Source organism: Polyangium fumosum (assembly GCF_005144585.1).
Lineage (GTDB): Bacteria > Myxococcota_A > Polyangia > Polyangiales > Polyangiaceae > Polyangium > Polyangium fumosum.
The window spans coordinates 23,043-39,981 of record NZ_SSMQ01000047.1 but is presented as its reverse complement, the minus strand read 5'-3'; the positions used below and the strand labels follow the sequence as shown (position 1 = coordinate 39,981).

General features: G+C 68.8%; 13 protein-coding genes and 1 tRNA gene. 9 read left to right on the top strand and 5 right to left on the bottom strand.

All coding sequences use genetic code 11. The features are described 5' to 3' along the window. Positions 1-23: 23 nt before the first annotated feature. Genes E8A74_RS34540 through E8A74_RS53060 form a run of 4 tightly spaced genes read right to left on the bottom strand, consistent with a single transcriptional unit; the run spans position 24 to position 2,335 of the window. Positions 24-893 (bottom strand): hypothetical protein, encoded by an 870-nt coding sequence (locus E8A74_RS34540; RefSeq protein ID WP_136933336.1) that lies wholly within the window; start codon positions 891-893, stop codon positions 24-26. A 5-nt stretch (positions 894-898) separates the two neighbouring features. Continuing rightward, entirely contained in the window at positions 899-1,456 is a 558-nt protein-coding gene (locus tag E8A74_RS34535; RefSeq protein ID WP_136933335.1) for a hypothetical protein, read from the bottom strand. Further along, complete coding sequence (locus E8A74_RS34530; RefSeq protein ID WP_170229587.1) at positions 1,453-1,830, bottom strand: CDP-alcohol phosphatidyltransferase family protein; 378 nt, start codon at positions 1,828-1,830, stop codon at positions 1,453-1,455. The genes E8A74_RS34535 and E8A74_RS34530 overlap by 4 nt, the downstream gene beginning before the upstream one ends. Positions 1,831-1,864: 34 nt before the next feature. Further along, positions 1,865-2,335, bottom strand: a complete 471-nt coding sequence (locus tag E8A74_RS53060; protein ID WP_170229586.1) for a hypothetical protein — start codon at positions 2,333-2,335, stop codon at positions 1,865-1,867. Positions 2,336-3,025: 690 nt separating this feature from the next. On the opposite strand from E8A74_RS53060, the gene E8A74_RS34525 reads away from it, so the two are divergent. Both E8A74_RS34525 and E8A74_RS34520 read left to right on the top strand, forming a co-directional pair. Beyond that, on the top strand, positions 3,026-3,289 hold the full coding sequence (locus tag E8A74_RS34525; protein WP_136933333.1) for a hypothetical protein: 264 nt from the start codon (positions 3,026-3,028) through the stop codon (positions 3,287-3,289). Further along, positions 3,289-8,022, top strand: coding sequence for a hypothetical protein (locus tag E8A74_RS34520; protein WP_136933332.1), 4,734 nt, complete (start codon positions 3,289-3,291; stop codon positions 8,020-8,022). Before E8A74_RS34525 ends, E8A74_RS34520 begins: the two co-directional genes overlap by 1 nt. Here the strand turns inward: E8A74_RS34520 and E8A74_RS34515 are convergent. Continuing rightward, a tRNA-Leu gene (locus E8A74_RS34515) sits at positions 7,987-8,070 on the bottom strand. The genes E8A74_RS34520 and E8A74_RS34515 overlap by 36 nt on opposite strands. Before the next feature lie 366 nt (positions 8,071-8,436). Here E8A74_RS34515 and E8A74_RS34510 point away from each other — a divergent pair. From E8A74_RS34510 to E8A74_RS34480, 7 genes are all read left to right on the top strand, one after another. Beyond that, positions 8,437-8,814, top strand: a complete 378-nt coding sequence (locus tag E8A74_RS34510) for a response regulator (RefSeq protein WP_170229585.1) — start codon at positions 8,437-8,439, stop codon at positions 8,812-8,814. Beyond that, the gene (locus E8A74_RS34505; protein WP_136933330.1) at positions 8,814-11,102 is read left to right on the top strand and encodes an amylo-alpha-1,6-glucosidase; all 2,289 of its coding nucleotides are present in this window, start codon (positions 8,814-8,816) and stop codon (positions 11,100-11,102) included. The genes E8A74_RS34510 and E8A74_RS34505 overlap by 1 nt, the downstream gene beginning before the upstream one ends. A 139-nt stretch (positions 11,103-11,241) precedes the next feature. Further along, positions 11,242-12,075: a substrate-binding domain-containing protein gene (locus E8A74_RS34500; RefSeq protein ID WP_136933329.1), complete on the top strand. Its 834-nt coding sequence runs from the start codon at positions 11,242-11,244 to the stop codon at positions 12,073-12,075. Between the two features lie 44 nt (positions 12,076-12,119). Then, positions 12,120-12,821, top strand: a complete 702-nt coding sequence (locus tag E8A74_RS34495) for a tetratricopeptide repeat protein (protein ID WP_136933328.1) — start codon at positions 12,120-12,122, stop codon at positions 12,819-12,821. Positions 12,822-12,873: 52 nt separating this feature from the next. Further along, a complete protein-coding gene (locus E8A74_RS34490; RefSeq protein ID WP_136933327.1) occupies positions 12,874-15,264 on the top strand; it encodes an efflux RND transporter permease subunit in 2,391 nt (796 codons plus the stop codon). An 11-nt stretch (positions 15,265-15,275) separates the two neighbouring features. Next, on the top strand, positions 15,276-15,980 hold the full coding sequence (locus tag E8A74_RS34485) for a dienelactone hydrolase family protein (RefSeq protein ID WP_136933326.1): 705 nt from the start codon (positions 15,276-15,278) through the stop codon (positions 15,978-15,980). 545 nt (positions 15,981-16,525) lie between these two features. Beyond that, on the top strand, positions 16,526-16,768 hold the full coding sequence (locus E8A74_RS34480; protein ID WP_136933325.1) for a hypothetical protein: 243 nt from the start codon (positions 16,526-16,528) through the stop codon (positions 16,766-16,768). Positions 16,769-16,939: the final 171 nt, after the last annotated feature.

The window sequence follows — 16,939 nt, the reverse complement described above, 5'->3', positions numbered from 1 at the left end:
GCGCCGGTGGCCGAAGAGAGACGTTAGCGCAGCTTGTTGTTGAGCACGTTGCTCAGCGGGTTGAAGGCCTTGGCCTGGGGCAAAACCAGCCGGGTGCGCTGCTGCGCGTACTGACCGAGCGCATTTGCGATCGTGGCGGGGTCGGCGGGCTGCGCCTGGTTCCACTTGCGCCACATCGGCATGCAGCCGGCTTCCTGGTAGTGGACGACGAGGCCCGGGAAGACGGACGTGCTGCCGGTGGGCTCGTCGAGGTACACGCGGAAAAGGAAAGAGGTCTTCTCTTTCGGCCGCGCGTAGCGCAGCGAAACCCACGGGGTCTCATCCCACGGCACGTCCGGTTGCAGCGACACGAACGACGTATCCTTGCGGAACGGCGACAGGCGATCCGTCTCGAAGCCGCCGCCGCCGACGAGCACGAAGTTGCGGACGGTGCACGCCTCGTGCGCCATCACGCGCACGAGGATCGTGTCGTTGTCGAAGCTGATCGCCTTGTCGTCCAGCACCCCGTGGGCGCGGGGCATGAGGTCGTAGCTTCGCGCGGGTAGGTCGGGATAGGCCACACATTCGACGCCCGCGTTCGTGGCGTAGAGGGTCGCCGCCGAGTTCGGCTTCGTCTTGTCCGGGCCGCGCGTGAGCATCGCCGCCGTGAGCGCGAAGCGCGAATTGACGTCGTTGGTGGTCTTCAACGAGGAAACGAGGGCCTGGATCTGGTTCGCGGGGACGCCCGGCGCACGCGCCGCGATCGCGGCGCCGACGTCGCCATCGTTGAAGATGATGTTCGCCAGCTCGGGATCGAGCTGGATCGCCTCGTCGAGGGCGGCGCCCACCTCGTTGAGGCCGGTGCCAAACATGTCACGTACGTACTCTTCGAGATTGAAGCCGAAAGAAGACATTGGGGTCACTCCACGGTGGAAAGGAAGCTAACGAGGGCGTCCCAATGCGGGGCATCCGGACAGAGCTTGCGGATCTCCGCACGCGCGGCGGCGCCCTCGGGGCCGCTGAGCGCAAGAATCACGACCTTGGCTTTGGTGCGCACCTCAGGCGCAAGCCCAGCGGTGCCAATAAACCGCTGCACCAGTAGCGCGATACGCGGATCGTTCCAGAGCCCGGTTAGGGTCGAGAAAAGCTCCTTGTTGCGCGCTATCTCCGCGTCGATCTGCTTGAGAGCGACGCTCCGCTCCGCCTCGATCCGGACGGTCGCCTCGTGCTTCGCGGAAAGCTCCGAATACTGCTTTGAAAGCTGGATATTCGCCGCGAGAAGGTCGGTGTTGTGCTGAATCAGGTGCGCGTTGAAGGAGATCGCCTGATCGCCGGCCCGGCTGCCGTGGATGTAGCCTGCCTCCACAGCCTCCCGCACTTCGCGCATCAGTCGGTCAACCGGCGCACCCTTGGCGAGGGTTGAAAGAGAGCGCGAAGCGCCCAGGACGTCGAAATCGGGGCTCGTGGAATCGCTCACGGCCCGAAAACCTCCAGCAAGATGCCGGCGACAAAAACCCCGGTGCGCCCGCTGAAATGCACTTGCTTGAGGTGCAAGGCAACCTGGACGGGCACAAGGAACGCGAGCAAGACGAGCGAGGCGGGCGAGAAGGTGCCGCCAAGATGCGCCCAACCAAGCGCGCAGAGCACCAAATCAGCGCTCCAGTCGTACAGAGCGCCAAAGGTGGTCACTCCACCAGAGCGCCGCGCGATCTCGCCGTCCGCCGCGTCGCACAGGAGTCCGAAGAGCCCCGCCCACCAGGGCAGCACGCCACCGAGCCAAAGTAGCGACGAGGCGAGGCCGAGGGTTGTTACGGCGCACGCAAAAAAAGCCGAGCGGTGGGAGGGGCGCATAGCGAACAGCTCCGAGCGACGAGACGACAACGGGTCACGCGGCGCGCGCGGCCGGCTTCGGGGGCTGGGGGCCGCTCGCCTCGGGCGCGTTCTCCGCGAAGCGCCGCGCGATGATGCTGCCCTTGAGGCCCTCGGCGGCGAGGACGAGCGCCGTACCGCTCGCGGCATCGAGCGCCACGTTGGTCGCGGTGTGCCAGCCGAACAGGTGACAGAACCCGGCCGCGGCGCCAAAAGCGACGGTCCCGACGGCGCGCGCCGTGTAGCCCTCACCGTCGCCGATGGACGCGTCCGCAGCGACGAGGCCGAGCGCCGGGATCGTCGAGCTGGCCAGCCGCGCCGGGAAGCTGTTGGGCATCTCGGTCTTGAGCAATTGGAGCTGCCGGTTCAGGTACGAGTTGTTCTGGCCGAGATGTTGAATCCGCATCTCGGCGGCCATGAGCGGCGCGGGCACCAGGGTGGATGCCGCCGGGGCCGCGGCGGGGGGGAGGGCGGGAAGCGAAGCCATAAAAACTCTCCGGGTTACGCCGAAACGCGGCGACGGGAGAGGGGTACCACGGCGCCGCGACCGGTCCGCGCAGGTGGTAAACCACGCCCAGGCGGTAAACCACGTGGACTACCGACCCGAAAAATTGCCCGCTTTGCCATCCGGATCCCGGGCGGTACGCTCGCCACACCATGGCAGGTGCGGCGGAGGCCAAAAAGGTAAACCACGGGGGCCAGAGGGAGCGTGTGGATCGACCGTACTACCGGGCGGTGGAGTGGCGCAGGGCAAATCCCCTTGTGCGGCTCCCGCTCAGCAAGCAGCAGCGGCTGCAATACCGGCGGATCGCGGACCTCGGGGATACGTGGGGCAAGGAGCTAGACAACCTTGGGGCGCCCTACAGGCTCGTGCGCTGGGTGGCGCTGCCGGGTCGAAGGCGGGTGCGCGACGTCGAGCGGAGGTATCGCGCGGCCCGCGCGCTGCTTCTTCGCGACGGGCGCCTGACAAACGCCGGCTGGCGCGAACTACTCGACGCCGAACCCGAGAGCGCCACGAAAAACCCGCGACCAGGTAGGCGCCGCGCGCACACCAAAAACAATTCCACGTCAAGCAAAATGGGTGGACAGGTGCCGACCGGTTAGAATAAGAAAGGGTCGACGCGCGTAGACATTAGCGCAGCGCCGCAGAGCGCGCGCGGCGGAATAGGAGGTAGCAATGGGGCCGGTGCTGGCGATTCCGGCGAGCGCTTTGCATGCGCTTGGGTATGCGAAAGCGGCGCGTCGGGCGGCCGCAGGGCTTAGAAAGGAATTCCCGGGCTTGGCGATGATGGAGATGGAGCGAGCGGACGCCCTGGAGCAAGAAGCGGGCGCGGACATTCGGCAGGCGAATTGGCGAGGGTCGGTGTGGCAAAAGCGGCGAAAGGTGGCGCGTGGGGTGCAGTTGGAGTTGTTCAAGATGTTCAAGACGGAGGAACGGTAATGGAAGAGCGTGAAAGCTGCGGACCGCTCGGCGAGGTTTGCGGCGTGATCCAGCGGTTTGTGGCGCAGTGGGTATTTTGGGTGCTCGGGGTGTGGGACGCCTGTCCGCTGGCGCCGGAGTCGGGGGTTTATGGCGCGAGTAACCATTGGACGATGGCGGGGAGCGAGGAGGCCGCATGTGATCGAGGGCGGCCGATGGTGTGCGAGGCGGCGCCGCGCGAAGACCACCGTGCGTGGGGGTATTGCGCGGTGTGCGAGGCGGCGTGCGAGCGGCCGGAGTCAGAGGAAGCTGTCGACGTGGCGCTTGCGTGCGACTGCGGGGGCTCGCTACGCCCGGTCTTGGCGGGGTGGCGGTGCGGCGATCGCGCCGCGAGCGTACTTGCGTGCGGGGAATGCGGAAGCGTGACGGGGGCCGCGGGCGCGCTGGACGACGTGTCCAAGAAGAGCGCAGCGGTTCATCCGGACCACCGGCAAACCGAGCGTCGTGGGGCCCACGAGCTGAAAGAGGTGCCGAGCGGGGGACGCGAGGCCGAGGACGTGCTCCGGAGGGTGCTGCGACGCTCGCCGGGCGCGCGTGGGTCGTGGGCGCGACTGCTCGCGCGCTTCGTGCTCGACGCGCGCGCCGATGGAGCGCTGGAGCGGATGGCGATCGCGATGCACGAGCGTGCGGAGGAGATCAGCGAAGCGGCGTCGGTGGAGCAGGGCATGGGCGCGGGCCATCACTGCTCGCACTGGGACCATACGACGCCGGAGCGTCGCGAGATGACGCGCGAGGTGGCGCGCGCGGGGCTCGTGGCGGTCGTGCGCGCGGCCGAGCTCGCCGAGAGCGAGGCGCGCGACGGCGAACGAAGCTGCCCGTGGTGCGGGCACGTCTCGCGCTACGCCGTGTGCGAGAGATGCGGCGCGGAGCTTGCGCGCCATCCCGCGAACACGACCGACCCCACCGCGCTAGGCCGCGCGCTTGCCGCGGGCCTCGTGGAGCGGCGCGTGAGGGCCTGGCCGGATGCGTCGGAGACGGCGACGGCCTCTCTCGTTCGCACGGAGCTCGAGGAAGTGGCGGGGCTCGTGGCTGGTGATCCTGTCGCGTGGGAAGCAGCGGGCGAGCGCGCGCCCGCGGGCTGGTCGTGGGTCGTGCCGCAGACGGCGACGGTGAGCGCGTCGAGCGCGGCACGAGGCTGCGGCGCCGAGAGCGAGCGGGAAGGGTTGGTCTGCACCGAGCACGGGCCCGCGGGTCTACACGGCGCGACGCTCCCCGGCGGTCTGCGTGTGCTGTGGGGCGATGCGCCGGAATGCAGACATCCATGGAAGCGGACCGACCGGGCGCTCGAAGGAGACCCCGTGCCGGAGGAGAACCTGCCGCCGAAGCGCACGGCGAAGCTCGACGCGGACGTTGAGCGCGCAGGCTCGAACGTGGTGCGCTTTCCGGAGGACGTGGCGATGCTCGGCGCGGTTCGGCGCGTAGCGAGGCGCGCCCAAGAGCGGCAAGCGACCGAGGACGCGCGATGCGGCGCGCGGCACGTCTCGGGGCTCGTCTGCGATCTCGAAGCTGAGCATGTCGAACACGAGGCGACGACGGCGGGGCCGGTCGTGCGCTTGCGTGTGCGGTGGAAGCACACGCGCGGCGCGCTGTGGGCTCAAGATGAGCATGGTGGGTGGCGCGCGCGCCTCACGAGTTACAACGGCTGGGTGGATGAGGCCGGCGCCGACGAGCGGCCGACGCTGCGGCTCGTGGTCGACAACGAACGGCGCGCGGAGCAGCGCGACGCGGCCCAGGCGGAGGAGGGCGAGCTTATTCAGCCGCAGATGGTGTGCCGTGCGAAGCATGCCTCGGGCCTCAGGTGCCACGAGCCGCCGCACACGACGGGGATGCATGTGGGCGCGTACGGTATGGGGCCGCTGCTGATGTGGGCGGGCGACAACGACGAGCTGCGGCGCAAGTACGACGGCCGGCCGATCTTCTGGTCGCCCGCAGCGCTCGACCAAGGCCGAGCGCCCGCAGGCGCGCGCCTCTGGGCCCCAGGGCAGTTTGAGCAAGACAAACTGGGCGCGCTCTGCGGCGCAGTTCACCAGGAGAGCGGCATCACGTGCGAACGAGAGCCGCACGAGGACCGAGATCACGAGGCGCTAGCGGAGAACGGTTGGGCGTTCGGATGGCAAGGGGAGGACGACAGCGAGCAACTTGTGCGCACGTCGGAGGACGGGGACGAGAGCGAGAGGGCGCGGCGTGATGACGTGGAGCGAGCGTCCTCCGGCGAACCCGAAAGTGCACCGAGCGGCGAGGCGGCCCCACGTGCCTCGATCGCCGAGCTGTGGGCCAAGGTCGAAGCCATGGCCGCACGTGAGCCGCAGCGACCTGCGCGCCAAGGCGGTTCACTGCGACGCCAGGCGGAGGCGATGGTGGCAAGCCTCAACGAGAAGGAGCGGGCTGTGCTCGCCAAGCGCTTCGGTGCGTCGGGCGGGCACGACCAAGCCGGCGACCGCGAAAAAGGTGAACCGAGCGGCGAGGGGCAGCGTGTATGCGGCGCGCGGCACGCCTCAGGTCTCGCGTGTGTCCTGGCGGAGCACCAGGAAGGAGACCATCGGGCGTACGCCGGCTTCGCGGCGGTCTTGTGGGACGTGGAGACGGGGGCGCTCTTCCGCTCATGGGCGGATGGCGCCAGGGGGCCCGTCTGGAGGGTCCAGGCGAACGCAGTCGAAGGAGAACAGGGGACGTCGGGCGACGGCAGCCAGACGTGGGCGCCGGGCATGTTCGGCGCGGTGGCGGTCGCTTCGAGCGCGCAGGACGGGAGGAGCCGCGCGGAGCGGGGACGTTGCGGCGCACGGCACGCCTCCAGCCTTGGCTACACCTGCGGCGAACAAGCGGGCCACGAGCGTGTCGCGCGCCCGCATGCTGGCGACGGTGTGCTCGGTCGGCTCGTATGGTGGCGCGCGGAAGGTGCGCTGTGGCGCGAAGACGACGACTTGACGGCGTACCTCGCCGAGCCGAACGCGCCCGTTCCCGGAAGGCACGGCCGCTGGCCGCAGGCGACCGAGGTGCGCGGCGGAGACGACCAAGCCGGCAACGCCGGAGGCGTGCAGCCAGAGGCGAATGCAGAGAACGTTGCATCTGTCAAGGATGATGTGACGGCGTGGAACGTCTGTCCGTCGTGTGAGCGGCTGGCCGACCTGCCAGACGGCGAAGTGTTCGCGGGCACGTATTTCGACTGCATCCACTGCGGCGAGGGGCTCTACGCCGAGGTGTTCGGGGACGACGACTGGCAGCTCCTGCGCGCCTCGGAGGTAGAGGAGGGCGAGAAGGACAAGCACGGGGAGCCGTCCGTTCAGGGGTTGGCCGAACACGCTCCGGACGTAGAACCCTCACGCTCGTGCCATTACAGCGGGGTCACCTGGGTGCCGACCGAGACGGGCCAGGAGACGAGCGCGCCCGAGCGGGCGAGCCGCGATCCTGAGCAGGAGAGCAGCGGCACACCTGTTCAGCGCTGCGGCGCGCGCCACGCCTCGGGCCTCGTCTGTGACCGCGAGGCGTTCATCAACGGACGCTGCGACGGGGAGGAGCCGCACGGGGCACGGCGGCCGGACGGCGTTAGGGTCGCCTGGGCGACGACGACCGGCGACACGCACGCGCAGGGTGACTACGAGTGGATCGTCAATCCGGCCGATCGGTGGGACGTCGACAGGCCGTGGACCGAGTGGTACCCGGACCAGTTTGCGGCCCAACCCACCGGAGCGGCACCGGGCGCCGACAAACCGGCGGCGGATCCCAGGGCGCGTGGCGAACGCGAGACCGAGGGGGAGCAGCCCAGCGGGAGCGAGCTTACGGAGCGGTTCGTGCTCGGGACGTGGGTGCGCATCGTGCGAGGCCAAAACGCGGGAGCCGTCGGCCGCGTCAAGTGGGACACCACGTATGCGCGCCCCGGCGAGGACCTCCGTTTGGTGGCGGTGGTCGTCAAGACGGAGCGCGGCCCCGAGTTGCTGGAAATGTACCCGCGAAACCTCACGGTCGAGCGGGGCGAGCGCGCCGCCGAGGGGCCCCACCCGGGCGGCCTCGTCTTCCATGAAGAGCGGCCGCCGGTGGCGATCTGCTGCGGCGCTCGCCACGCCTCGGGTCTCGTCTGCGACGAGTGGCAGCACGAGGACGACGCTGACTTGCATGCGGCATTCGTCAGCGAAGCGGGTGCGATGAGCGCATACGCGTGGGACCGCGCAGACGGGCCGCTCTACACTGAGGACGGGGCGTTCGTTCGGATGGTGCCACCGGCGAGCGCCTACAGCCCGAAGGGCTGCTGGAGCCCGGACATGTTCGCCAGCGCCCCCGACATGTTTGCCATCCCCACGGCGCACCCGTCCAGCGGTCCGGCGCACACGCCGGCCCCGGACGGACGGTCCGTCCGTTCAGTCTTGCCGCCTGCGGGGGTGGGAAGCGAAAAGGTTCACCCGGGGGGGATCCAGCGAGACGCCCCGGAGCTGCCCGACGAGGGCGAGAAGGAGGAGGAGACGATGTCGAAGCACACGCCGGAAGAGCGCGAGATCGCGGCCAGGATGGTGACGCCGTTCGTGCAGGCCACGGTCGACCGCATCAACGCAGCCTTTGACGCGGCCATGGAAAGCGAAACCCCCTCGAACCCGCTGGAACTTGCCGGCGCCGTCGGGTTGGAGGGGGTGGGAAGGATCAGCCCGGTGCGAGATGATCTTAAGAAGTGCGAAGAGGGGGACTTGAACCCCCACGCCGGTTAAGGCACTGGAACCTGAATCCAGCGCGTCTGCCAATTCCGCCATCTTCGCGTGATGCCTTCCCGTGAAGGACATCGCTCCGCCGGCCCCTCGGCCAACGGGGGCGTATAGATAGATCGGCCGAAGCCCCGCGCGCAAGGACGAATTTCGCTTTTCGTCTCCTTCACGGCCGCCCCCCGAAGCGCCGCGAAAAACCGCGCCGCGTGCGCCTCCTCGCGCTTCGGAGCGCTCGCGCCTCGCCGAGCACGCCTGCACGTGCGCGTCCGCCACACGGGCGCGGCACCGTACGTGCTCCGCGAACCCCTGATGGCGAGGCGCGAGCACCTTGGGTCTCTGGGGGTCGCTCGTGCAGCGGCCGGCCGCGCGCTCGACGCTGCGGGCGCGTTTGCCTTCCCCACCGACTGGAGGAGCCTTTTCGTGCCGAGGAAGAAGATCGTCGTCGTGGAGGACGACCCCGAGCTGCGGGATCTCGAGACCTTCCTGCTCGGCGCCGAGGGCTACGACGTCGTCGGCGTCGCCGATGGCATCGAGGCCGCCGCGATCGTCCAGCGCGAGCGCGCCGACCTCGTCCTGCTCGACCTCATGCTGCCGGGCAAAGACGGCAACGCGGTCCTCGAAGAGCTGTCGGAGCAGGCGGAGACGCGGCGCACGCCCGTCATCGTCGTCTCCGCGTTCCTTGCCCAGCTCAGGCTCACGCCGCAGGTCCGCCGTGTCCTCTCGAAGCCGTTCGACGTGAGCGACCTCCTCGACGCCGTCGCGCGCGAAGTCGAGCGTCCCCATGAAGAGGTGGCCTGATGAACGGCCCTCCCGACGACGGCCCTGCGCGCGGCGACCTTGCTCCCCCCGTCGACCGCGCCCCGCCCGCTCCCCTGCCTGCGCCACAGGCGAACACGCCCGCCGGCATCGTCTCCCTCGACGCGCCGCCTTCCGCGCGCGACATCCGCGAGGCCACCCTGCTCAAGGAAGGCGACCTCTTCCTGCTCACGGACGCCGAGGGCAACGTCCCGCGCAAGAACCGCGAGGGGTACGGCCTCTACCTCGGCGACACGCGCTTCTTGAGCAGCTACGAGCTCGCCATCCAGGGCCTCCGCCCGACCATCCTCCTCTCCAGCGACCACGCGCATTTCCTCGGCGCGCAGGTCCTCACGAACCCGAACCTCGTCACGCCCGAGGGCCAGGCCGTCCACGAGCAGACCATCCAGATCCGCCGCTACCGCCTGGTTCGTCCCACCGAGGTCAACGAGTCGCTCACGTTCCAGAACTACAACCGCTTCCCCGTCACGCTCGACGTCGAGCTGCACTTCGAGGCCGACTTCTCCGACATGTTCGAGGTCCGCGGCATCGTGCAGGGCGCGCGCAAGGGCAAGCCACACGCGCCCGAGCACATGCCGGCCGTCCTGCGCTTCCGGTACGACGGCGCCGACGGCCTCGCGCGGCGCACCGAGGTCCGCTTCGATCCCAAGCCCGACCGGCTCGCGGCGAGCACCGCGAGTTACCGCATCGAACTCCGCCCCGGCGGCTCCACGTGCATCACGCTCGGCGTCAGCGTCGACGCCTCGCCGCTGACGAACCCGAACGGCCCTGCGGTCCCGCGCCGCGCGCTCACGGGCTACAAGCAATGGCTCGCCGGCCAGGTCGGCGTCGAGACGAGCAACAGCCTCTTCAACGCGATCTTCGCGAAGGCGCGCAACGACCTCCGTGTCCTCCTCTCCGGGGATCCCGACGCGCCCTTCATCGCCGCTGGCATCCCCTGGTACGCGTGCCTCTTCGGGCGCGACACCATCCTCACGGCGCTGCTCTACCTCTGGATCTCCGCCGAACCCGCGCGCCAGGCGCTGCGCTTGCTCCACCGCCACCAGGGCAGCCGCGACGATCCCATGCGCGACGAGGAGCCTGGCAAGGTCATGCACGAGCTGCGCCGCGGCGAGCTCGCGCGCCTCGGCGTCGTCCCCTTCTCGCCGTACTACGGCACCGTCGACGCCACGCCGCTCTGGATCATCCTCCTCGCCGAGTACCACCGCGCGACCGGCGATCTCGACCTCGTCCGCGAGCTCCGCCCGAACCTCGACGCCGCGCTCCTCTGGATGGATCGCTACGGCGATCGCGACGGCGACGGCTTCCTCGAGTACGCGTGCCGCTCGGACGCGGGCCTCGTCAATCAAGGCTGGAAGGACTCCACCGACGCGATCACGCATCCCGACGGCACCCTCGCCGAACCGCCGATCGCGCTCGTCGAGGTGCAGGCCTACGCCTACGCGAGCCGCCGCGCCGCGGCCCGCATCTACCGCGCCCTCGGCGATCCTGCGCTTGCCGCCTCCGAGGAGCTACGCGCCGCCAAGCTCCGCGACGCCATCGACGCGGCTTTCTGGATGCCTTCGGACAACGCCTACGCCATCGCGCTCGACGGCGACAAACGGCAGGTCGCCACCGTCTCCTCGAACGCGGGCCACGCGCTCTGGGCCGGCGTTGTCCCGCACGCGCGCGGCGAGCTCATGGCGCGACGGCTCATGGAAGAGGACCTCTTCTCCGGCTGGGGCATCCGCACCCTCTCCACGCGCGCGGCTCGGTACAACCCCACGGGCTACCACCTCGGCACCGTCTGGCCGCACGACAACGCGCTCATCGCCCTCGGCTTCAAGCGCTACCGCCAGGAGCCCCTCGCCCTCGAGCTCGTCACGGCGCTCTTCGAGGCTTCGCAGCACTTCCCTGCCTACCGCATGCCCGAGCTCTTCTGCGGCTTCGCGCGCAGCGCGTTCGGCGTCCCCGTCCGTTACCCCGTCGCTTGTAGCCCCCAGGCCTGGGCCGCTGCCTCGTGGGCCACCCTCCTCGCCGCTCTCCTCGGCCTCTCGCCCAACGCGCCGGGCAACGAGCTTCGGATCGTCCGCCCCACCCTCCCGCGCTGGCTCCACTGGGTCGAGATCAAGCGCCTCCCCGTCGGCCGTGGGGAAGTCGACCTTCGGTACCAACGTGTGGAGGAGCATACTGCCGTGGACGTCGCTGCGATGCGGGGAGATGTAAGGGTGACCTTCGTGGACACCTGGGAGGAGGACGGGACGTACCCACCCAACAGTACGAATTCATGAAGGATTTTCACCCATGGCGCCGCCCGTCCCACCTTTGCGCACCCGAGCAACTCTCTCCCCTCATTTTTTCCGATGTCCGTACGGCTCCCGATGCATACCTTCCCGGCTCCCTCGTCCAAGTCAGCCAGGAGGTCTACCCGTGCGAACGACTGTCATTCGCTCCCTGCTCGCCACCGCCGTGATCGCTTCCGCCTCTGGTTTCTTGTGCGCGGACGCGGCCGCGGAGGGGACGGTCGGGGTCCTCGTGCTCCGGGAGCATGGGGTGGGGAGCGCGGCGCAAGCCCAGCCTTATGTCGACAAGTTCGTCTCCGTCGCCGCCAAGCAGAACGGCTGGGGCGGCGCGAAGGGCGAGTATCACACGAGCCGCGGCAACGCCGAGGCGTTCATCACCGCGCAGAAACCTCAGTACGGCATCCTCTCGCTCGGCGCCTTCCTCGGCCTCAAGGCCAAGCACAACCTCGACATCATCGGCCAGGTCGCGGTCAATCGCGCCGGCGGCCAGCAGTATCACCTCATCAGCAAGAGCGCCGCGGACCTCGCCGGTTGCAAGGGCAAGGCGCTCGCCAGCGACCACGCCGACGATCCCAAGTTCATCGACAAGGTCGTCTCGAAGGGCGCCTTCAAGCTCGGCGACTTCACGTTGGTCACGACGACCCGCCCAATCCAGACCATCAAGAAGGTCGTGAGCGGCGACGCGGCGTGCGCGCTCGTCGACGACGCGCAGCTCGCCGAGCTCGGCAAGATCGACGGCGCCGCCGGCATCAAGTCCGTCTGGTCGAGCGACAAGCTCCCGCCCATGGTCGTCGTCGCCTTCCCCTCCGCGCCCGCGGACGCACGCAAAGCGTTCCAGGCAAACCTCGCCAAGATTTGCGAGGGCGAGGGCAAAGCGACGTGCGGCGAAGTGGGCATCCTCGCCCTCAAGTCCGCGACATCCGCCGACTACGCCGGCGTCGTCACTGCGTACGACAAGTAGCGCCTCTTCGCTCGCCTGCGCGGGGGCGCTTCTCCCCGCCGACGATGTTATTTCTCCCGCCCGTGCGCTGGTCCTTTTTCCTCCTCGTCGCTGCCCTCGCGGCCTTGCCCGCTTGCTGGGGCGGCGTGACCGGCGCGCAGGGCCCCGCCAACGCTGCGCTCGAGACCGCCGTCGCCACGAAAGACGCGCTCGTCATCGCCGACGCGCTCGAAGACCTCATCGCCGCGGGCGTGGACACCCCGGAAGATCGCCAGCTCGCGTACGCGGAGGTGCGCGCGCGCGCGGTCGACACGGCCGCGTACACGTACGCGCGCGCCGTCGTCACGGGGCGCCTCGTGCAGCTCAAGGGCTTGCTCGGGGCCGACATGGTCGGCGAGGTCGAGCACTACGCGCGCCGCAGCCGCGCGCTCGATCCGAACTTCCGCAACGGCGCCGCGACGCGCATGCTCGGCACGCTCTACGTGGTCGCGCCTGCCGCGCTCCTGCGGAATGGAGACTCGGAGACGGGACTCGAGCTGCTCGAAGGCCTCGTGCAGAAGGACCCCGACGTCATCGAGAACCACCTGCGCGTCGCCGAGGCCTACATCGCGCTCGGCGACGTCGATCCTGCCAAGCCCCACCTCTGCCGCTGCTCGGCCGACCGCGGCAAGCTCCGCCGCGACGATCAGGCGCTCCTCGCGCAGCTCCTCAAGGACGCGGGCAACCCGACATGCCCGAAGCCTGCTGCGACCGCGCCCGCGCCTTGAAACGCCGCGGGATCGACGGGCGGCCTGCGCGGGATCGTGATAGCAGCGTCCCGTGTCGACTTCTTCGAGCCCTCCGAACGGCCCCGCGAGCCCGAGCCACGACGCGCCCGGGTGGCTCGTGCGGCTCTTCACCCGCATCATCTCGGCCCGCTGGATCATCATCGCCCTGTATGCGCTCGTCCTCCCGCCCGCGGCCTGGTTCGCGGCGCGTGTCCAGCAGGACAACGCGATCGAGCGGCTCATCGCGACGAGCGACACCGACTACGTCAAGACACGCGAGTTCGAGCAGGTCTTCGGCGCCGGTGAGTTCGCCGTCCTGCTCGCCGAGGCCGACGATCCCTTCGCGCCTGCGGTGCTCGATCGTCTCGACAAACTCGAACGCGCGCTGAAGGAGATCCCGCGCGTCGAGCCGAACTCTGCGCTCTCCATTTACCGCCGCGCCAAGGCCGGCTTCGATCCGACCCCCGAGCAGTCCGAGGCGCTCCGCAAGTTCGTCTCGGGCACCAAGCTCTTCCAGGATCAGGGCCTCGCCGGCGACGGCTACCTCGCCATCGCCCTCGTGCTCGACGTGCACACGAGCCAGGAGCGCCGCGAGACCCTCTCGGCCGTGCGTCGCGCCATCGAGGCGACGGGCGGCGACGGCGCCCCGCTGAAGACCTTGCGCCAGGTCGGCCAGCCCTACGTCAACATCTACCTCGACGAGGACATGCAGAAGACCGGGCCGAAGTATTTCGGCCTCTTCGCCGCGTTCATCATCGGCCTCTGCCTCTTCCTCTATCGCTCGGCGCGCACGCTCGCGGCCTTCTTGATCACGCTCGGCGTCTCGATCGCCTTCGCCATGGGCTACATCGGCCTCACGGGCGGCATCCTCACGATCGTCTCGCCCATGGTGCCGATGACGATCCTCGTCACGACCACGGCGACGCTCGTCTACTTGCAGTCGCGTTTCGTCGAGCGCCCCGCGGATCGCAGCGTCGACGAGCACCAGGTCTTCTCCCTCGCCAACAAGTGGCTGGCTTGCACCGCGTCCGTTTTCGCGACGGCCGTGGGCTTCACGGCGCTCGTCGTCTCGAGCATCCAGCCCATCCGGCAGATGGGCGTCTGGGTCGCGGTTGGGCTCGCGCTCAGCTACGTCGTCTGTTTCACGCTCTTCCCCGCGCTGCAGAAGATCCTGAAGACCCCGACCGCGATCGAGCAAAAGGTCGCGGCGGCGTGGTTCGTCCGCCTCACGGAGGCGCTGCCCCGGTGGAGTTATCGGTATCGCTGGCCGCTCGTCCTCGGCTCGATCGTGCTCTCCTTCGCGGGCGCAGTGGCGCTCTTCGGGCTGCCCGGCGTCGTCAAGCCGATGCGGCTGCTCACCGATCCCGTCGAATACATCAACTCGGGATCACGGCTTTATGCGGACACGAAGGCCATCGAGACGAAGATCCCCGGGCTCTCCGTCACCGAGGTCTGGCTCAAAGGCGGGGTCGGCAGCGTCTCCGAGCCCGACGCGCTGAAAGGATTTCAGGCGTTTCACGAGGGGCTCGTCGCCGATCCCGAGGTCGGCGCGGCGATCGGCCCGACCACGATCCTGCGCATGATGCAGTACCTCGGCGGCGCGGGCGATGCGTTCCCCAAGGACCCCGAGGCGCTCGACGAGCTCGCGGGCACGCTGGAGTCCCTCGCGCCCGTGGATCCGCTCCTCGGCCGGTTCGTCCAGAAAAACGGCCTCGGCCAGACGCATTTCACGATCATCTCGAAGGCGACCGAGCACGAGGCCTTCGAGCGGCTCCAGGCGAGCATCGACAAGCACTGGAAGAATGCCGTCGCGAAGAACCCTGCGTTGAAGGAGTTCGAGCTCCGGACCGTGGGCATGGCGCCGCTCCAGGCGCGCGTCTCGCAGAGCCTCGTGCCCACGCTGGTCGAGAGCTTCGAGCTCACGGTCGGCATCATCTTCGTCACGTTCCTCGTGGTGTTCCGGAGCGGGGCGGCGCGGCTCATGGCCATGATCCCCTCGCTCTTCGCGATCCTCGTCATGTTCGGCGTGATGCGCATCTCCGGCATGACGCTGAACGTCGCGACGATCCTGATCGCGTCGACCGTGCTCGGGACGAGCGAGAACGACCAGATCCATTTCTTCTATCACTTCCAGGAGGGCCGAAAGGCAGGCTCCGTGGAGCAGGCGCTCCGGCACACGCTCTTCGTCTCGGGCCGTGCGATCTTCTTCGCGACGCTCATCAACGCGGGCGGCTTCGTAGCCTTCGGGATGGCGGATCTGCCGCCGATCCGGCAGTTCGGCCTCCTCTCCGCCGTGGCCTTCGTCCTCTCGATGATCGCGGACTTCACCGCCTTGCCCGCGGCGCTCTGGCTCGTCCTCCGCGCGAAGCCCGACGCCGAGCCGGCTCCGACGAAAGAGCCGGGCCAAACCCCTGCGTCGAGTTCGCCTAGCCAAACCCCTTGAAGGAGAAACCGATGACCATTCGCACCGAGCGTGTTCAGATCCCCGTCGCCGACGGCACCACGATGGACGGCTATCTCTGCCGGCCCGAGGGCGACGGGCCCCGCCCCGCGATTCTGATCCTGCAGGAGATCTTCGGCGTCAACGCGCACATCCGCGACGTCGCCGAGCGCTTTGCGCGCGAGGGGTACGTAACGCTCGCGCCGGATCTCTTCCACCGCACCACGCCCGGCTACGAGGGCAACTACGCGGACTTCGCCCCCAGCCTGAAGCTCGCGGGTCAATACAAGGGCGAGCAGAGTGAGGCCGACGTGCGCGCCGCCGCCGACTACCTCGCCAAGCACCCGGCCGTGGCGGAGGCCCGCGTCGCCGCGCTCGGGTTCTGCATGGGCGGGCGCCTCTCGTTCGTGACGAACGGCGTCGCCCCGCTCAAGTGCGCGGTCTCCTTTTACGGGAGCATCGCGCCCGACAAGCTCTCTTATGCCGCGACGCAAGCGGGGCCCATCCTGCTCATCTGGGCCGGCAAGGATCCGTTCATCCCGCAGGAGGCGGCGCAGAGCACGGTCGACGCGCTGCGGAAGCACGGAAAGCCCTTCGTCAACATCGAGTTCTCCGAGCACGATCACGGCTTCTTCTGCGACGCGCGCAGCAATTACAACGCGGCCGCCGCGTCCCAGGCCTGGGCGCTCACGCTCGCATTCCTGAAATCGCACCTCTGATCGGCCCCCTCGGCGACCTGCCGAGCGTGGATGAAAGCGACCCTCCTGGAGCATCGCCCGAACCGCTTCGGGCGGAGCGCGCGGATGTGCACGCGCGGCGCGGCACGACGGCGGCGGACGCAGCGACTATCTGCGACGCGGACGGACGATTGCGCGGCTCCCGACGCGCGCAAGGGCGAGGGGCCCCGTGGCGGAGGACGGCGCCGTCCATGCGGCTGAGGGGGGCGCGCGTAGTGGAGAGGGACCGCTCCCGACCCGGCATCTACCCTCGAAGATGGCCACGGCGGCGGAGCGAGGCCGGGCAAGGCGCACCCATATGCCGCGAATGAAACGCGCAGCATTTACCCGGCCGCCTCGCGCGATATCCCACAATGCCGCACAAGACGTAGTCGCGCTCGCGCTCATCGATTGAATGAGCGACAACGGTGGAGTCCGGCGACCGTAATTTCATCCACGCCCGGGGCGCGCTCGCCTGGTCTGGAGCTTGCTCGCTTCCGTGCAATCGATGGGTCTTCCCACGAGCGGAGAGATCGGAGAGCAGGGCCATGCCGCCGGAAGACAGCGACGAATCGCGCGCCGTACGAGGATCGATGTCAGGCGCGGAGATCCACGTCCTCGCGAAGACCATGTTCCGCGATTTCATGAACGCTGGGTACCAGGCTCGTGACGTCATCACCTTCGCGACCGAGCTCTTGGACCTGGTCATCGCGAACCTGCGATATGCGAAATCGGATGCGGCGGCGGCCCTGCGAGAATCACGAAAAGCTCCAGGGGAAGAGGCCAAATGATGTCGTCGAGAGCGAGCCTTCCCGGCGTCCGGGCCCGCGGAAACGCCGTGTGAACGGGATCGGTCTCCCATTTTCACAGAGTTCGTTCTCGTCCTGGCAGAAGACACCGTCGCTGGCCACGCGATTATTTTCTTCGACCGGACCTTTCTCGGGCGTCGAACACATGGAGGG